This window comes from Bacteroides sp. B1-V-101 (assembly GCF_023656585.1).
GTDB lineage: Bacteria > Bacteroidota > Bacteroidia > Bacteroidales > Bacteroidaceae > Bacteroides > Bacteroides thetaiotaomicron.
The window spans coordinates 69,017-86,877 of record NZ_JAMOKH010000009.1 but is presented as its reverse complement, the minus strand read 5'-3'; the positions used below and the strand labels follow the sequence as shown (position 1 = coordinate 86,877).

Here is a 17,861-nt window from a genome sequence, read left to right as displayed (position 1 = left end):
TTCTTTTGTGGGTAATTAAACAAAACCGTATTAAATGGGGACAGGTATTTATCCACAGGATGTGCGAATTGATATTCTCCCCTTTTCGCATATATTGGGAAAAGGTATGTGTAATAGCAAAAAGTGCAATACTTTCTGTGATATTCTTTCTTTTTGATTTGATTTAAGGTAATTTCCTGTCGTTGTATGTTGTAGAATAACCTCAAATAGCGATTCCCTGCTCTCTGAAAGGAGTTCTTCTACTCCCGGCCCGGCTCTCAGAGTGCTTCAGCACGGGGCTTATTAGCGTGAAGAGTAAGGTTAGACAAGATATAGAGTAAGTATACGGTGCATATAGTGTAAGTATACGGTGCGTATAGTGTAACTATAGCCTGCGAATAGCGTAACTATACCCTGCAAATAGCGTCAGTATCCTGAAAAGAAGGTGGAAATAGACTGTTTTTTGTCTTTTCCCTTTCTATTTCGTTCATAGACTTGAACGAAATAGTTAGAGCAGAAGGGAAGACTATTGGCTAAATTGTTCGCTTAGAGAACCGGAACGAGAAAGATGAAGGTGCAGAGTGATATCATAATTGCTATAAAACTTCGATATTGATAAATCGCTGATTGCCTAGAATCCGATAAAAATTCCGAGGGTAGAGAAGGGGCGGAATTAGCGAAACTCTGAGCATTACAAAATACAAATTGTCACTTTTGACAATTTGTATTTTGTTTCTTGGAATGAACGTTAACTATTTGCATAGCTATGTATTCCACCCAAAACATAATTCACTCCGAAATATGTCATCAGAACAGTGAGGAATGCTAGTATCATATAAATGTGGAAGAACAAAGGCTTGCGGAAAATCTGCAGACTCTGTGAATGGAATGCCACACCATATACAAGGAAAGTAATCAATGCCCAGACTTCTTTCGGGTCCCATGCCCAATAGCGTCCCCATGAAACATTTGCCCAGACTGCACCAAGAAAGATGCCTGCTCCCAGAAAGAATGTGGCAGGATAAAGCAACAGGCGGCTAAGCAGTGTCAATTGTTCTACCCGATTATCCTGTCTTTCATCCCCCCCGGTAATATGGTTTTCTGTTTCTTTTTTCCGCAGACATAGTGCCAGTATTCCATTCAGCATGATGAAAGCCAATAGAGCATAAGACATCATAATCAGTGAAACATGAATGCTAAGCCATGGAGAAACGAGCACCGGCATTAAAGGAGTGATCTGTGGATTCATTTGTCCCAAATAAGAAACTAACAGGGCAAAGCCGGAAAGCAAGAACCCGAAGGGAAGTGTGAAAGGGAAGCGACGATGGAGCAGGCAGGCCACCAGGAGTATACATAATGCCATGAATTGCATCGTTTCATAACCATTACTTAGGGGAATGCGTCCGCCGATATACCAACGGAGGCAATATCCAGCCAAATGAAATAGAAAAGCCGCATAAAGCACCACGGAAAAAGAGACTCCTGCTATATGTGAAACTGTTTTGACTTTTGGTGGAAGAGCTGTGCTCCGCAGGCAGTTGTGAAGTAGAAGCAGGAAAGACAACAGTCCAAAAGCCAGATTAACCATAAAGAGAATCTTGCTGAATGGAATACTGTTGTAGAGCAATTCAGCTTTCACTTGTATCTCGGAGAGAGGTTTCACACTGCCATCGGCAGGTAATGGCTGAATGAATGTCCCTTGCTCCAGCATGAGAATGAGTCCTACTTTCTCATCTGTCTCTTGGATGGCTTTTGCCAGTTTGCTTTGTCCCTGTTCCCGTTGCCAGTGTTCCCGTAAGCGGTAAACTGATCCGTCGAATAAATCAGTGAGGCGTGCGTAAGGTGTTTTCAGGCCAAGCAACTGTTGTAGTTCTGCACTTTTTATGTATATCAGCGATTCATTTCTCCACACTTCGGGATAGAGTAACCAGCCTCCGATTACTTGTTCGGGAGTCAGTCCTTTGTAGGACGATTTGCCTGTCAGCTTCTGAACAAAGTCGCGGGCTAATGTATTGAAAGGCACTACCCGGTCGTGGTAAATCACTTGTTCGCGTACCAGGCTATCTGCTTGTATCCGCTTGAGGGCAGGGAGTGATCTCTTTTGCGCCTGCGCTGTTCCGGCAAGGCAGAAAAGGAATAAGATGAACACTCCTCCTTTTTTCAGTAACGGATGATTCAACAAGCGACGGAACTCGCCGCTTCGAGAGAACAGAAGCCAGATCATGGAGATGCCCAGCAGAATATATCCTGCATAAGTAACCCTCGTACCCCATGGATCATAATTCACCGTCAGCCAACTTCCCTGCCCGTCATCGTCGAAAGACGACTGATAGAAGCGAAAGCCTTGCGAAGTAAATATGCGGTTCATTGAAATTTGTTCATGAAAGAAAGTGTCTTTTTGTCCGGAGAGAGAGTCAGATAGTGAGACGGGAAGGGAATGACTGATATAACTGACATAATCGGCAGGCGCTTCCGTCCCCGGATAATATACTACCCGGAAACTGTCCAGCCGCATGATAAACGGCAGTTTTATATTCTTTCCGCTTTCCGGTTCCTCGAAACTATTCATTGCTACGCCGGGGCGCAGATGTATATATCCCTTCTTGCTGCCGATAAACGTAATCATGGCCCCCACCAGGATAACGAGGAAGGAGCCATGCAACAACAATATGGGAAGCCGCCGCCATAAGGCACGCCGGATGAGAGCGGCAAGTGTTATTACGGCTATTGCTCCCCATAAACAACAAAACCAGATCGTATGATATATATTTCTTTCCACAAAGTCCGTCCCATACGCTTGCTCTACGAAGGTAGTCACAGCAAGCAATCCCACCAGACAGACATATAAAATAACAAGTAGCCTTTTCAACAGTACAATCTTTTGGTGATATTAAAAGGAAGCATAATCCTTGTTTTTACAGGCTTTCACTCCCATACATTCCATCTCTATCAACCATCCCGGACGACATACGGGGGCATGAACAAATACTTTAGGCGTGTGCGGAAAGCGTTTGTCGTACATACCTTTAACGACAGTATAGTCTGCGATGTCACGCAAATATACGATCATCTGTCCCAGATCATCAAATGTGCAGTCGGCTTCTTGCAGTAGCACCTCTACATTCTCCCACATTCGTTCGGTCTGCTTGCGGATATCACCGGGGTGCACTACTTCACCTTTGTTATTGATGCTTGCCGTGCCGGAAATGAATACTTGGCGGCGATCTCCATAGTCTACATACGTGCCACGTTCAAAGCTCACTCCGTATTCGTAAGTCGGGTTCAGATGTGTGGGCGCATAAAGAAAGTGAATCTGCTCCGGTTTCACGCCGGCTATGGCATACGTATCCATTTGTACCAGTACTTTCGGGTCGGCATGGCGTCCGCCGATTCCTGTGCTGGAGATGTAATGTGTCTTTTCTGTCAGGTTTTGTGTCACAAAGACCTCATTGCGTGCTTTCACGACTCCGGCATAGTTTACGTCTACGTTCTGCACGAAAAACCAGGTACGAATACAATGATCTGCCAGTCTGCATCCTTGTTCCATAAGTTGCATCACGTAATCATTCAGCAGCAGGCGGGTCTGATATTCTGAGTTGGCTGCACGGTTGAAAGCGCTACCGGCCCAAAGATGGCGGTACGCACCGTGCTTCACTTCGAAAAGGCCGTTGTGCAGTACTTGCGTCTGTATGTCGGTTTGCAGATAAACCCACAGGGCAATCTTTGTCCCGTCCAATGGTGGCTGCTCCACAATGGAAAGTGCGCAGTCGGAACCTTCGGTGGTTAAAGCCAGCAGCATATCTGCCTGATTGGCAGCATCGCTCAGGAAATAACGCTTGAATACGGCAACCCCACCTTTGAGTTCTTTGGCAAGTAAATTATCATAAGTATTCAAAACTGCATTCAGCTGTTCTTCGTATGTATCTTCCGGTTTAGTGGAATGTATCATTACGTGATACTCCGAAGCTCCTGCCTCTGCATTATATTTAAAAATCTCAGTTAGAGTCTTTTCAGACTGGATGTTCTGTTGTTCTTTGTTGTTCATATGCAATTTTTAATGACTAATAGTTCTATTTTACTCTTGCGCACCGTCGTCAATCCAGTTGTCAATCAGTGTCAGGATGTTGGATGAAGTGACCATCTGTGAATGGTCTATCCCCCAGCTTGAACTGATATTCGTATTCAATATCTGGTGTAAAATGCTTTCTTTGGCATTGCGGGGTTTCACCCGTAACACATCGTTTACGATGGTCGAAGGTTGGTTGACTAAGTCTTCATAGCTTTCTCCGGTCAGCAAATTCAGTTCGGCTGCGGGCTTGGCACTTCCTCCGTGACAGGCTGTACAGGTTTTATCGAAAACCTGTTGCTGGATGGTATGATACATACTGACATCAATCGTGCCTACTTCCATGAAGGTAGTGTCGGCAGTTGCCGTGAAATCTTCGATGGTCTGGAAACTGACGACACGTTTTCGCAGTCTGTTGATGACACATAGTTCTATCTCAGTCACTTCCTCACTGATACCAGACAGTATCACTTCCACTTCACCGCCGTCGGTCTCCGGCGTAGGAATAACTTTGGAAACAATGGCATACTCGCTCTCATCATCGAAGCCTGCCACCACTATGCTGTATCCCTCGGACCATTTGTTGATACCACTGAATTTGCCGGACAGTTTCAGTACCCGTCCTTCTCTCGGTACGAAACCTGTATTTTCATAAATCCTGCCGTCGTCACAAGAAGTCAATCCCGTGACAAGCAGGGAAAAAGCAAAGAAAAGAATGTATTTCTTCATAAACAGATCCTTTCTCGCATTAGTTAGAATGTATATTGAAGTAAGATACTGGCTGAGTGTACGGCTATTCCTAAGTCATCATTGTCACGATCGAGCTGTGTGTCATGACCTGTACGACCAATGTACTGATACATCGCCTGTAACTTGAGATTACAATTCTTAAAGAAATAGTTTACTCCTACGGCGGGCATATTCAGAAAGCCATTTGTATCTGTTCCATTCCGGTTGAAGAAATCATAGCGCAGTGCTGCCTGCAGGCGCGGGGCAACGAAGTAACCACCTTGTACGTATCCTCCTAAGTAATTGTAGGAGTCAGAAATCTTTTGTCGGTCGGTGAATCCTATGTTCATATAATACATTTCAGCACCCAGATAGAGTTTGTTTTTCAACATTGCAAATTCAAGTCCGGCACGGAAGTCATTGGTACTTTCATTTTCGCTTTCTACATTCATCGAAGCGGATACTCCGAACATGATTTTATCTTCATGCAGACGGTTCGGATTTCCCTGAGTGGCGGGCATCACGCCTTTGGGCATATAAGTAAATCGCCCGGCATAGAGCAGGGAAGGGATGTGCCAGTCATCACTCAGCGTCTTTGTAGCCGTATTGACCGAAGCGCCTGTGCCGTTGAACAAACCGATTTCATAGCCAAACTTGTCGGCAACCAAACCGTGAATCTCTACTCCCAGATCGAAGCCGGTACCGATATTGGGCGTCACCGCATTCAGTGAATGGGGGAGAATAACAGGGGCAGTAAGCGATACAGGCAGTGATGGCAAGAGTGTTTCACCCAATGTCGTCAGATAGGCGTGTGAGAATGGGGTTTTGAACTTGCCGACACGGATTGCAAATTGCTGTTTCAGCTGTACGTCGAACCATGCTTGCTGTAACAAGGCTCCGCCACTGGCTGCGGCATTCATGGAAAGATTGAACGATACTTTTCCAAAAGCTTTCCCCGTGAAGCCGAGTACGGCGTAAGGGATAGAAAAACCGGAGTTGGCTACATTATCCTGATTGTAGGCTTTGTCCAGTCCTTCGTCGTCATACCAGTTGAAATTGCCACTGGTCTGTACAAGCAAATAGGGTTTGAATACAAAGTCTCCTTTTTTGGTCTCAATGGTGAATCCTTCTCTTCCTGCCAATGAAACTACGCCGTTTTCCGTATCTTCTTCATGTTGTGCCATAGCGACGAAGGGCAAAGCCGACAGCATGGCAATGAATATATATTTTTTCATAATAACTGATATATACTGCTTTTTTATTAAAGTGAATTTATAAATGCAATCAATGCGTCGCGGTCTTCTTTACTCATCTTTTTGAATAAGTTTTTTGATGCTTCGCCTTCGCCGCCATGCCACATGATGGCTTCAGTCAGGTTGCGGGCACGACCGTCGTGCAAGAAGTAAGTGTGTCCGTTCACCTTCTCTTGCAGACCAATTCCCCAAAGAGGGGTGGTACGCCATTCGTTTCCACGTGCCAGACCGCTGACATAATTGTCGTTCAAACCGACTCCCATGATTTCGGATCCCATATCGTGCAACAGGAAATCTGAATAAGGGTGGATGGTTTGTCTGCCCAGCCACGGAAGCTGGGTGTTGTTCAGCAGAACGGTGCCACGGGGTTTGGTGTGCAGGGTAGTTGTATGGCAGAGGTGACATTTTGCTTGGTAGAAGTTTTGTTCTCCTTTGACCACCTGCGGATCATTAACATTGCGACGGGCCGGAACACTGAGGCACTGCATATAGAGGTCTACGTCTTCCATCTCCTCGGTGGTAATATCCAGCTGATCATAGGAGAGTCCCATCATGCTTCCTTGGTTGACTTGTATTTGTCCTTCGCAAATCTCTTCGGGATAACGGCTGTTGGTAACACCCATGTCACTGGAAAAACCGAGTTCTACAGTAAGGTCGGCATGCTGCGCTTTATTGCCGGACAATCCCAGAGATCTTACTCCCCGTTCGGTGATGTAGTTGCAACGTCCGCTGATTCCATATTCCGGATAGTTGCTTTTCGCTGCAAGTGCTTCTATTTCGGTAGGGTCCAATGCCATCATTTGTCCCATACCTACATGGCGCAAGGGGATGCGGACGGTACAAAACAAATCTTCCGGTTTGATTTCTTCGGCATACCATTCGGATATGGTGTAAGTCGGTTTGCAGAGTTCGTATTTCTCACCGTCCGGGAAGGAGAAACTTTCGTAGGTATATTCTACAGATAATTTTCCCTCCGGTTTTACGCCGTAGATTGCCTGGTCGTGCAGTACCCGGCCGTAGTCTTGAAAAAATGCACCATTCTTGCGGCTGATATAAACCAGCATGGAAGAGAAACCATAGCTGCCGGAACCACCTTCGCTCCATAATGTCGGTTTGGTACGACCGGCATTCCGATGACAGCTACCACAGGAGTAACCGGCATAAACAGGACCGAGTCCGCCGCCATGACCATTACCGCTTGTCCGTACATCATCGTAGAGTCTGTCTCCTTGATTGAAACGGTTTTCATAGACACCCGACACCCAGTCTGCCGGAGTGTCGTAGGCTAATGATGAGTTCAGAAAATTGGTAGCTGTACCTGCCGACAGAGCGTATCCATCCGGTATCTCTATATCCAAGATGTCAATTCCGTCATTATCGCAAGCGCTGCACGCCAATATAGAAAGGAGAGAGAATGAATATTTTAGTATACAATTCATCTTTAATTGACTTTATTTAAAATAATATGCTCAAACATACCAAAGAAGTAAAAGGAGATTTAGTCAATCTCGCCTTTACTTCTATATGCTTTTATGGGGTAATCCCTTATTTCACTTTACGAGCCTGTCCGTCTTTGAAGAGCAGGAATTCCAGTGTGTGGAAACCGCGTACATTCTGAGCGGCTGCGATACCTTCGTTGTCTTCATCATAGTCACCGCTCCAGTTCAGCTGGTCCCAGTCTCCTGAATTCAGAAGCTGTACGATAGCGTTCTGGTCTAGTGGCCAGCTGTCCATATTCGGGTCAAGACCCAGGCTGGCAACCGGACCAAACAAGAAGGCTTCACTGACTTCCCATGGCTGGCGTGCCTGTAACCAAGCGTCACACGCTGTTTCAAAAGCTGTATTGGATGGAGAATTGGAAAGAGCTATCACTGCATCATATAACGCATCTACTTTACTTTTCAGTGATGCGTAAGTCGGCAATACGACTACTTCAACGTAAGTTTTTACCACCGGCTGAAGTATGGCATCAGAGTTAATGCTTGCTGTACTTCCGATATAAGAGTTCAACTCTTTCAGTACAGTTTCCAAATCTGAACAGGCTTCCATGGCTTCTTCTGCTTCCGAACTGTTGATGTTGTTGCGGAAAGGTTGTGGAATACCCCAGATGGCAGTCGCTGCCTTATTGATGGCTTGTTTTACATTGTTGTTCAATGTTGAATTGCTGCCTTCGATAATTTTTGAGATAGAATTATCGGCAACGGTTCCATCAAGTGTTCCGTAATAAGCATTGCGGATAGAATAGATGTTATTTCTATAGTCTTCGCGGGAGTGCCAGCTATACCATGATTCTACGGCATAAATTGCTTCCTGAATATTTCCGGCTTTATATTTGCTCACCGGGTCGCCTATTTTCTGTGAACCTACTTCACCGGCAATATCAATACAACCTTCGATGATTTGCTGTACACAGGTCTTGGCAGTTGTGAATTCACCGTTATGGTTGATAAAAGCGTCTCCATATCCGCCTGTTGTCCAGGCTGCCTGAAGGTTTGTTGCATCTGTTTGCAGAAGGCGGCCTACATTTTTCATATAGTTGTGCCAGCTTGTTGCATTCTCTGAGTTGTAGTCGATATCAGCAGCAGATACTTCATTATCATCATCATTACTACAGGAAGTAGCTGTAAATGCCAGTCCTAACATAAGGGCTGCAACATAGAAAAAACTTTTTTTCATCGTATAAAAATTAATTAATAGATTGTTTCTTATTTCTTGATAAACCATCCGACATAAGCAATGCCGATAGAGAATTCGTTTTCGCTGTTGTATTTTCCGGTTCCGAATACTTTGCTTGTTCCGATCTGCCGTGTCGAGTAGTCAGCTTTTACTACCAGATTAGGGAGAGCATACCAGTTCAATCCGGCTGTCCACATACTGACCTGACAACGCTTTTCCATTGTCTGTCCTTTTTCTCCTTTTTCCTGCGGATTGGAGTATTCGTATCGGGCAAACGGATAGATCACAGGAACTTTATTGTTTTTGAAAAGAGAACTGATGTTGAAACCTGCTTCGGCTGCATAGCTTACAGCATTTTTTGCAACAGGAATTAGCCGGCTGTAAGGAGATTTATTCGATTGTCCGATATTCACTTTACTGACTCCGGTAGAATTGCCCAGATTTCCATAAACGATATTACCACGTGCAATTACATATTTATTGCGGTATTGTGCATCTGCCGTGAATATTCTCAACGGGACTTTACTTGAATAACTATCAAGTTTGTCTGAATTGGAGCCCGCATCGGCACAATAGTAGAATGACGCACCTACACGCAAACCGGGAACGCCTTTGTAATCCAGGCGTGCTACATAAGCCGGAGACGAGAAGTTGTCTTCTTCAAATATACCTTGTTTGCCACCGGCTACCCATGTGTTGCGGTCAAAACCATTCGGATTCAAACCTGCCACAATCATGGCCTGATAATCGAAACTGGCATACCCTTTTCCGAAGGAACCGAAGAATTCCAGACCGTTCTCATGCCAAGTGGAAGGAAGGATTGTTGTTTCACCTTCCGGACGGGATGTTCCGAAGAAGTTGACCGGCTCATGATGTGAATTGGTTAATCCCACAGGGACAATGATATGTCCGGCACGTACATTGAAAGACCGATGGATCAGGCGTGTGATGTGGAACTGTTCAATAGCGACTTCGCCACCTTTTTCCACCTCTGTTTCATATTCACCGTTTTCGGAGTTCTCCAGCTCAAAAGCTGTGCCTGTACCGCCGGATTCAAACTCTATTTCTGCTCCGAGTATCCATTTCGATGTAAATTTATAATCGAAAGCAAGTACGAAACGGGGGATGGATATGGTATTCCTTTTTTTGTTAGGGTTACCGTCATTTCCTCCATAGAAGCGGTTTATACCATAGTCCTTGAAGTTAGCGACCATCTCTCCGTATCCGCCAAAACGGAACTTTGAATACTCCTCTGTAGAAGGCTTGTCGTTTTTAGAATTATCTTTCGTTTCCTGAGCCGAAAGTGTGTAGAAAGAGGACAGGAAGCAAAGAACAACGATTGCAGTTAATTTTCTCATCTTTTTAATAATTTTATCGACTGCAAAGTTATATGAGGTTAAAAAGGCTGGCAATACCTAAAAGTAGGCATAGTTATTTCTTAAATTCAGTATATGTAGGTAATTTTTAGCTAAGAATGGGAAGTAAGGAAATTTAAAAGGGTAAATGAGTAAAAGGTGCATATCAGCATTTTTGCTTTTTTGCTGATATACACCTTCTTTTGTTTTTAGATTTTTCTGACTTGCTTTATTTGACAGTAATATTCTCTTTCCAGGTTATACCACTTATATCTGTCAGAATTAGTTCGTAGTCACCTTTGGGCAAGTCCACAAAAACATCACTTCTGATTGTAAGGGTTGCTTTACTTCCCAAAGGAATGATGAGGCTGTGCTTTCCCGGAGCTACTTTGGCTACATAGTCATTTTTTATTCGGGTAAGTGGGAAGCGGGCTAGCTCTTCTCCATTCTTTTGAAGTATTGTTTTTCCATTCTCGTCTTTTAGTGTTATGCCGATCAGGAAGGAACCGTACACGTCGGCTCCTTCTATCCGGTATACTTTGAACGTGAGGATATCCTCTTGAATCTTTGCGTTGGATATTTCCAGTTCCGGTTTGACCGATTTGTTGTGCAAAGGTCCCCAAACACCGTTATGGAAGACTTGGTTAGTATATAAGGTCAGTATGAAAAGCAGTACTGCACCGCTTATTGCGACTTTACTGAATTGCTTGATAGATAGTGGAAGTTCACCGGAAGTAAGCCATACAAGCCATTTGTTCTTGGAAAGTTTAGGCAATAACAGATAATCCAAAGAATATTTTCCGCCGCCGGACAGGAAAATAGTGAATCCGGCTGACACTCCCAAGATGCCGATTTGCCATTCGTCGAGGCAGGTAGTACCCAGCCAGCCGGAGCCTAAAAGAATGCCGAATGCCAGACTGAATACGCCGATACTCATTAATCGTGTGAAGAAACCGAGCATATAGAGTAACCCGACGATGCCTTCTACTAATGTGAAAATTACCATTGCCCACCAAAGTAAATCCGGTGTGCTGACCAAGTATTCAATAATCGGTTTGATACCAATGGAATTGGGAAGGAAATGATTGAACTTTTCTCCAATGTATCCGGTTCCATCCGGAATGAGTTTGTTTTCAAGGACGAGTCTGCGCCAAAAAGCTGAGAAATAAGTCCAGCCGACGATCAGTCGTAAGGAGAGAGTGAAAATGCCCGCAAGTACGTAGGCTTTGGATGGTTCTTGTTGTTGTGTCAGCATACTGTTTGTTGTTAGTTTGTTATTGAGAGAATCGTTTCTTATTAGAACAAGTTTCCAGTGGAAAATGTTTTTGTGAAAACCTGTTTTTTTTGAAACGATTCTACTCAAGATAAACTACATACAAAACAAAGCTAACAATGCAAAAGTTATTCTTTAAACGGCTATCTTTATACCTTCTTTTTTATTACAATACCGTTTGCATTGTTGGCAAAGGTCGTATCCCAGCATGGCTCCCAAGATGAAGTCCTCTTCGGCAGACAGTTGATTCAAGGGGCGAATGATGATATGCCGCATGGCTTCCATACATTCGGGTTTGCCGAAAAACAGATTAATCTTGTTAGTACCTACTTCTTGTATCATATAACTGATCTTCTGATTCTTCAGCCGGCGGATGGCAAACTCTTCGTGCTCTCTGCTCATCGTATAGAGTACCATGTTGCGTACGCCTTTCTTGAACTCATAAATGTGGTTGAGGAAAATCCGGATTTCTCCGGGAATGATTCTTTCGGTAGCCATGATGTAAACTGTTATTTTATATGGAGATAAAGATTAGCTGATTTCTTGTTTTACTTGTTCAACCCATGCGCTGATACGTTCATCTGTCTGACCGTCTTCATTGACTTCGTCGAGTGGAAGACCTACGAACTTGCCATTAACGACAGCGATAGAAGAATCGAATGTATAACCGGCTGTGTCCACCGCTCCACAGAATTTGCAGCGCGTATCTTTCAGTTCTTCATAAAGAATACCGATAGCATCACAGAACGTATCGCTGTAAGAATCGGAATCACCACAACCGAACAAGGCTACATATTTGTGAGACAGATCGCATTTCTTTAAAATTTTAATTCCGTCGTACCAGTCATCCTGTAATTCACCGGCTCCCCATGTGGAACTGCCTAGTACCAGTACATCATATTCACCGACCAAAGCTTCAGTGAGTTTGGATACATCATAAATATGTGCGGAAGGAACATCTAGTTTCTCTGCAATCCGACGGGCAAGGTCTTCTGTTGTTCCGGTAGTGGAACCGTAAAATACTCCAATTTTATTCATCTTTGATTCTATTTTAATGTGATGGTGCAAAGATAAAGGGTCTCGGAGAAATAGGAAATCCCCATTTATAGTGGAATAATTGCTTTATTCTCATTATAAATGGGGATGTTCTCTCGCTTTTTTTCTACAAGAAATGCAACTTTTATTAAAGTTGTTTTTAAATAATGTATTATCTTTGCAGAGATCAAAACAGACACATATACTATATGAATATGAGAAGCTTAAAGTATTTTTCTTTTGGAGTTATCGGCATGGTTCTTGCTTCATGTGTAGAAGAGAAAAATTTGTATAATCCGGATGAAGGAACGCCTGAGGATACTCAACTCGGTTTATCTACGGATTTCTTGTTGAAAACGCAAAGGAGTGTATTTATTACTGCTGTCGATGGTGATGGAAAATCACAGGCCGGTGTGAAATTCGGTGTGTTTATGAGTCAGCCTTACACGGGCGAAGGAGTTATTTCTATTGATCCGGTCTTTGTCGGATATACGGATGCTTCAGGTAAGTTGAAAGCTGAAGTGGTGATAGGAAATAATGTTTCCAAAATTTATGTGGCTCCTCTCACTGCTGGTTATGGTCAGGTGAAGGAAGCGGATGTTCAGGATTTTGTTTCATTGGAGTTTCAAGGAGTCAGTTTTCCTCATATGGCTGTCTCGCGTGCTTTTTCGATTGAGATTCCTTCATTTTCCGGACCGATCAGTGGTCTGTATCAATTGTATATCCCTTATAAGAATGTTGAAATAAGTAGGGATGGTATTCCGCTGCAGGGTGGGTGTTCTTTGGTCTCTAAAGAGCAACTATCTCCTGCTTTGATTAATCAGATTGATAGTTGGTACCCAGAGAGGCAGAATGTTCAGAAAGCAGATTTGGATAAAAACTCGGATTTACGGGTCGTTGATGAAAATGGAGCCAGAGTTTGGGTGACTTATGTCGGTGATGGTGGTTTCTATGTCGCTAATCAGACTGTTTATAATTCATTGATGTATTATAATTATAAAGAGGAAGAACTGAATAGTCCAAATGACATTGATCATCTTCGGATGACTATGTTGTTGCCTAATACTAACCAGCTGCAGTGTCCGTCGGGTTTGAAAGTTCAGTTACTTTATTGGAATGGAAAGGAGTATACTGAGATTTTCCCAAAAGGGACACGGATAGGTTTTGTTGTAGCACGTGCCGGTTATAAGAAGGATGGTACGGATGTAACAACGAAGAATGCGTATTCTTTTAAAAATAAAACGAATCCTGTTGTTAATGGTGACGTCTCTGGAATGTATTACTCTACTCCGGTATTGAATAAATGGGGAAAATCTCAGGCTGTAACTCGTCAGTTAGATGGTTATAATTGTTGTGTGACCGGATTTGATATCCGTCCTTTTGGCGATAATCAATCAGATTATGATTTTAATGATGTAATGTTGAAAGTGACTGCTACTCCTGAAAAAGCAATTGAACCGGGAGAGGATATTCCGGTTGAAGAAGAAGTAGTTGTAACTGAATCTATTCATGGTACATTGGCTTTCGAAGACCAGTGGCCTAATGCCGGTGATTATGACCTGAATGACTTTGTAGTAAATTATGCATACGGTTTGGGAAAGAATACGGAAAACAAGATTACAAGCATTAAATTGCGTTTTAAACCAATAGCCAAAGGGGCTGCCGCTTATACAAAGATCGGTTTTGGCATTGAACTTCCATTGGCAGAAAGTTATATTGATGCTGCAAAGGTGATGGGAGCGACTTTCGAAAGTGGTAATTCAAAGGCGACTTTTGTGATTTGGGAAGATGTAAGCAGACTCTTTCCTAATATAAATGGTTTTGTAAATACAGAAAAGGGGACGAGTTTTGTTTCAGCAGCGGAAGTTGAAATCACTATTCCGCTGACTATTCCGGTTGACAATGTTTCAATGATGAAATTCAATCCATTTATATTTGTGAATAACCGTTCTCATGAAATTCATTTAACAGACTTTGCTCCGACTTCGAAGATGGATACAAACTTGCTTCAAACTGCGGATGACTGTTCTGATGCATCACGAAATATTTATTATCGGATGGAAGATATGTCTTGTTGGGCATTAGATTTTCCTCGTACTTCAGCAAGCGACCCGGCATGGAGATATCCGAAAGAAAAATCGTCAGTAGTGAAGGCTTATAAGAATTATAGCAAGTGGGTAATAAATAAGACGGACTTGTCTTGGTTTGATTTCACTATTTCAGAGAATGTAGATGAGGATGAATTATACTAAAATATTTTTGTTGGTTGTGGAGTTGATGCTTTAAAAGATACCCTTATTTTTCTGAGCAGGTCTTAAAACATAAGAATCCCCTTTATAATGGAGAAACGGATTAGTTTCTATTATAAAGGGGATTGATATGTTTTAATGATGGAACAAGCGAATGCCTGTGAATGCCATTGCCATATTGTACTTGTCGCATGTACCGATAACATGATCATCTCGTACTGAACCTCCCGGTTGTGCGATATAGCTTACACCGCTTTTGTGTGCACGTTCGATATTGTCTCCGAAGGGGAAGAATGCGTCAGAGCCCAAAGCTACGCCAGTCATTGTATCCAGCCATGCACGTTTCTCTTCGCGGGTCAGTACTTCCGGCTTTTCTGTAAAAAACTGTTGCCAAACGCCGTCTGCCAATACGTCATCATGATCTTCTGAAATATAAACGTCGATAGTATTATCACGATCTGCACGGCGGATTTTTTCAATCCAGGGCAGATTCATTACTTTCGGATGTTGGCGGAGATACCAGATATCTGCTTTATTTCCTGCAAGGCGCGTGCAGTGAATACGTGACTGCTGTCCTGCACCGATACCAATCGCCTGTCCGTCCTTTGTATAACATACGGAATTGGATTGTGTATATTTTAAGGTGATTAAAGAAATGATTAGGTCACGTTTGGCTTCAGCCGGAATTTCCTTGTTTTGTGTAGGTAACTCTTTCAAAAGACTTTCGTCTATTTTCAGTTCGTTTCTGCCTTGCTCAAAAGTCACTCCGAAAACATCTTTGTGTTCGATAGGAGCCGGGCGGTAAGCCGGATCTATCTTGATCACATTGTAAGTTCCTTTTCTTTTATTTTTCAGGATTTCCAAAGCTTCGGGAGTGTAATCCGGTGCAATCACACCATCGGATACTTCACGGTTGATAATGCGTGCAGTCTCTTCATCACAAGTATCGGACAATGCGATGAAGTCTCCGTAAGAAGACATACGGTCGGCACCGCGTGCGCGTGCATAGGCTGTTGCCAGTGGAGACAGTTTTACATCATCCACAAAATAGATTTTCTTCAGTGTGTCACTCATTTCTACAGCAACAGCAGCACCTGCCGGGCTGACGTGTTTGAATGATGCGGCAGCCGGAAGTCCGGTAGCTTCTTTCAGTTCTTTTACTAACTGCCAACTGTTGAATGCATCCAGCAGATTGATGTAACCGGGATGTCCGTTCAATACCTCAATGGGTAGTTCGCCTTCTTTCATGAAGATACGGGCAGGCTTTTGATTTGGGTTGCAGCCGTATTTCAGTTCGAGTTCGTTTGCCATATTATTTAATTATGAATTACTGATTACAAATTGATAGCGACAAAATTACTAAAAAAAGAATAGCCAGCCTAGCCTCCTGTTATAAATTAGTAACAAGTAATTAGTATTGGGGAAACTGTGGGTAGCGAAAATACCTATTTGTGGTGATTGCATATCCTCGAAATATTCCGTTTCTTTGCAGTCTCTAATATAAATAGGTGTAAATGGATAATTTGCAAAAATACAAACCAACTGATAAGATGATTGATCTCATCAGTGATAACTATTCCTTGTTACAAGTGATGAGCCGTTTCGGCCTTTCGTTGGGATTTGGTGACAAAACAGTGAAAGAAGTTTGCGAGCTTAATGGAGTAGATTGCAGGACTTTTCTGATTGTAGTCAACTTTATGTCTGAAGGCTTTTCGCGGATGGATGGAAGCAGTGAGGATATTTCTATACCTGCACTAATCGATTATCTGCGGCAAGCCCATATTTACTTTCTGGACTTTTCTCTTCCTGCCATTCGCCGTAAACTGATTGAAGCGATTGACTGTTCGCAGGATGATGTAGCTTTTCTGATTCTTAAGTTCTTTGATGAATATACACGAGAGGTACGTAAACACATGGATTATGAGGAGAAAACGGTATTCAAATATGTGGATGCGCTGATAAATGGCAATGCTCCCCGGAATTATCAGATTAGCACATTCTCCAAGCATCATGACCAGGTGGGAGAGAAGCTGACAGAACTGAAAAATATCATCATTAAATATTGTCCTGCCAAAGCCAATGAGAATCTGTTGAATGCGGCTCTTTTCGATATATACGCCTGTGAGGCTGGTTTGGAATCTCACTGCAAGGTTGAAGACTATATTTTTGTTCCTGCCATTCTGAAGTTGGAAAGGAGGATTAGGGAAAATGAAAAATAACGAAGCCATTCGAATTGCGATCGCCGAAACCTCAGTGATTATCCGGGGTGGGCTGACCGCTGCATTGAAGCGTCTTCCTAATGTGAAGGTGCAACCTATAGAATTACTTTCAGTAGAGGCTCTGAGTGATTGCCTGCGTACGCAATATCCGGAAATGCTGATTGTAAATCCTACTTTTGGTGACTACTTTGATGTAAATAAGTTCCGGGAAGAAACTGCCGGTAAGAAAATACGTTTGATTGCTTTGGTTAGCTCTTTTGTAGATGCCTCTTTGCTGACTAAATATGATGAGTCGATTTCTATCTTTGATGATCTGGATATTCTTTCTAAAAAGATTCATGGTCTGCTAAATCTGGCTTCGGAAGAGGAGGAGCTTGACAATCAGGAAACGCTTAGCCAACGGGAGAAAGAGATAGTGATCTGTGTGGTGAAAGGTATGACGAATAAAGAGATTGCAGAGAATCTTTTCTTGTCTATTCACACTGTCATTACTCACCGGAGAAATATCAGCAAAAAGCTACAGATACACAGTGCGGCTGGCCTGACTATTTATGCTATTGTAAATAAGCTTGTTACGCTAAATGATGTGAAAGATTTATAACCTTAAAAGAATGTTATAAAATCTGAAGCCGTTTGCGAACACGGAATCTTTTCGTACCTTTGCAGTGCAATTGGGAAATTGCTATTAGTTTAAAAGGTAAAAGAAAAGATTATTAAGGTATTAGATTTAAATAATTAAGGTATTAAATTTTTTAGTGTTCAATAGGACATTTTTTGGTAAAAGGTAAAAAGGATAACAATAGGTAAGAAGTTTAAAAGGTAAAAAGAAGATTAGTTTTCAGGAATTGAGGTAATAAAAGAAAAGCCTTTCTGGCTTTTCTGATGCTGTGGCGAGTGGTTCCCTTCTAGGAATTGACTCGTTTTTTGTTTATAGACGCAGGGGAGCCGAAAGGTATATAAATACCGGGATTGCTAATGCCAGGAGTGTATAAAATAAAATCCCGACGAAATCGCTTCGGCGGGACCC

The 17,861-nt window shown here is 42.8% G+C and carries 14 protein-coding genes; 3 read left to right on the top strand and 11 right to left on the bottom strand.

All coding sequences use genetic code 11. From position 1 onward, the window contains the following. Positions 1–727 precede the first annotated feature (727 nt). The 10 genes from NBH01_RS09100 to fldA all read right to left on the bottom strand — a co-directional run bounded on the left by NBH01_RS09100 (position 728) and on the right by fldA (position 12,369). Complete coding sequence (locus NBH01_RS09100; RefSeq protein WP_195382186.1) at positions 728–2,848, bottom strand: cytochrome c biogenesis protein CcsA; 2,121 nt, start codon at positions 2,846–2,848, stop codon at positions 728–730. 21 nt (positions 2,849–2,869) lie between these two features. After that, positions 2,870–4,024, bottom strand: a complete 1,155-nt coding sequence (locus tag NBH01_RS09095; RefSeq protein WP_225679114.1) for a Rid family hydrolase — start codon at positions 4,022–4,024, stop codon at positions 2,870–2,872. Between the two features lie 30 nt (positions 4,025–4,054). Then, positions 4,055–4,774: a hypothetical protein gene (locus NBH01_RS09090; RefSeq protein ID WP_048698707.1), complete on the bottom strand. Its 720-nt coding sequence runs from the start codon at positions 4,772–4,774 to the stop codon at positions 4,055–4,057. A gap of 23 nt (positions 4,775–4,797) precedes the next feature. After that, complete coding sequence (locus tag NBH01_RS09085; RefSeq protein ID WP_195382184.1) at positions 4,798–6,009, bottom strand: porin; 1,212 nt, start codon at positions 6,007–6,009, stop codon at positions 4,798–4,800. A gap of 26 nt (positions 6,010–6,035) precedes the next feature. Continuing rightward, complete coding sequence (locus tag NBH01_RS09080) at positions 6,036–7,466, bottom strand: di-heme oxidoredictase family protein (protein WP_048698713.1); 1,431 nt, start codon at positions 7,464–7,466, stop codon at positions 6,036–6,038. 106 nt (positions 7,467–7,572) lie between these two features. Then, a complete protein-coding gene (locus NBH01_RS09075; RefSeq protein ID WP_048698740.1) occupies positions 7,573–8,703 on the bottom strand; it encodes an imelysin family protein in 1,131 nt (376 codons plus the stop codon). Between the two features lie 29 nt (positions 8,704–8,732). After that, positions 8,733–10,061: a hypothetical protein gene (locus NBH01_RS09070; protein ID WP_225679112.1), complete on the bottom strand. Its 1,329-nt coding sequence runs from the start codon at positions 10,059–10,061 to the stop codon at positions 8,733–8,735. A 226-nt stretch (positions 10,062–10,287) separates the two neighbouring features. Continuing rightward, a complete protein-coding gene (locus tag NBH01_RS09065; protein WP_048698720.1) occupies positions 10,288–11,313 on the bottom strand; it encodes a TQO small subunit DoxD in 1,026 nt (341 codons plus the stop codon). 153 nt (positions 11,314–11,466) lie between these two features. Beyond that, positions 11,467–11,829, bottom strand: a complete 363-nt coding sequence (locus tag NBH01_RS09060) for a DUF2023 family protein (RefSeq protein WP_008763079.1) — start codon at positions 11,827–11,829, stop codon at positions 11,467–11,469. 33 nt (positions 11,830–11,862) lie between these two features. Beyond that, on the bottom strand, positions 11,863–12,369 hold the full coding sequence (fldA, locus tag NBH01_RS09055) for a flavodoxin FldA (RefSeq protein WP_048698724.1): 507 nt from the start codon (positions 12,367–12,369) through the stop codon (positions 11,863–11,865). Positions 12,370–12,575: 206 nt separating this feature from the next. On the opposite strand from fldA, the gene NBH01_RS09050 reads away from it, so the two are divergent. Then, entirely contained in the window at positions 12,576–14,618 is a 2,043-nt protein-coding gene (locus NBH01_RS09050; RefSeq protein ID WP_048698727.1) for an LruC domain-containing protein, read from the top strand. 132 nt (positions 14,619–14,750) lie between these two features. Here NBH01_RS09050 and NBH01_RS09045 read toward each other — a convergent pair whose 3' ends face one another. Continuing rightward, on the bottom strand, positions 14,751–15,926 hold the full coding sequence (locus NBH01_RS09045) for a phosphoribosylaminoimidazolecarboxamide formyltransferase (protein ID WP_048698730.1): 1,176 nt from the start codon (positions 15,924–15,926) through the stop codon (positions 14,751–14,753). 203 nt (positions 15,927–16,129) lie between these two features. On the opposite strand from NBH01_RS09045, the gene NBH01_RS09040 reads away from it, so the two are divergent. After that, entirely contained in the window at positions 16,130–16,834 is a 705-nt protein-coding gene (locus tag NBH01_RS09040) for a hemerythrin domain-containing protein (RefSeq protein ID WP_008763082.1), read from the top strand. Further along, positions 16,824–17,435 (top strand): response regulator transcription factor, encoded by a 612-nt coding sequence (locus NBH01_RS09035; RefSeq protein ID WP_008763083.1) that lies wholly within the window; start codon positions 16,824–16,826, stop codon positions 17,433–17,435. The genes NBH01_RS09040 and NBH01_RS09035 overlap by 11 nt, the downstream gene beginning before the upstream one ends. Positions 17,436–17,861: the final 426 nt, after the last annotated feature.

What these genes read in the sequence shown, in the direction of transcription:
- NBH01_RS09095 (WP_225679114.1), bottom strand. Translation starts at nt 4,024, where the DNA reads ATGAACAACAAAGAACAACAGAACATCCAGTCTGAAAAGACTCTAACT.
- NBH01_RS09090 (WP_048698707.1), bottom strand. Translation starts at nt 4,774, where the DNA reads ATGAAGAAATACATTCTTTTCTTTGCTTTTTCCCTGCTTGTCACGGGA.
- NBH01_RS09085 (WP_195382184.1), bottom strand. Translation starts at nt 6,009, where the DNA reads ATGAAAAAATATATATTCATTGCCATGCTGTCGGCTTTGCCCTTCGTC.
- NBH01_RS09080 (WP_048698713.1), bottom strand. Translation starts at nt 7,466, where the DNA reads ATGAATTGTATACTAAAATATTCATTCTCTCTCCTTTCTATATTGGCG.
- NBH01_RS09075 (WP_048698740.1), bottom strand. Translation starts at nt 8,703, where the DNA reads ATGAAAAAAAGTTTTTTCTATGTTGCAGCCCTTATGTTAGGACTGGCA.
- NBH01_RS09070 (WP_225679112.1), bottom strand. Translation starts at nt 10,061, where the DNA reads ATGAGAAAATTAACTGCAATCGTTGTTCTTTGCTTCCTGTCCTCTTTC.
- NBH01_RS09065 (WP_048698720.1), bottom strand. Translation starts at nt 11,313, where the DNA reads ATGCTGACACAACAACAAGAACCATCCAAAGCCTACGTACTTGCGGGC.
- NBH01_RS09060 (WP_008763079.1), bottom strand. Translation starts at nt 11,829, where the DNA reads ATGGCTACCGAAAGAATCATTCCCGGAGAAATCCGGATTTTCCTCAAC.
- fldA (WP_048698724.1), bottom strand. Translation starts at nt 12,369, where the DNA reads ATGAATAAAATTGGAGTATTTTACGGTTCCACTACCGGAACAACAGAA.
- NBH01_RS09050 (WP_048698727.1), top strand. Translation starts at nt 12,576, where the DNA reads ATGAATATGAGAAGCTTAAAGTATTTTTCTTTTGGAGTTATCGGCATG.
- NBH01_RS09045 (WP_048698730.1), bottom strand. Translation starts at nt 15,926, where the DNA reads ATGGCAAACGAACTCGAACTGAAATACGGCTGCAACCCAAATCAAAAG.
- NBH01_RS09040 (WP_008763082.1), top strand. Translation starts at nt 16,130, where the DNA reads ATGGATAATTTGCAAAAATACAAACCAACTGATAAGATGATTGATCTC.
- NBH01_RS09035 (WP_008763083.1), top strand. Translation starts at nt 16,824, where the DNA reads ATGAAAAATAACGAAGCCATTCGAATTGCGATCGCCGAAACCTCAGTG.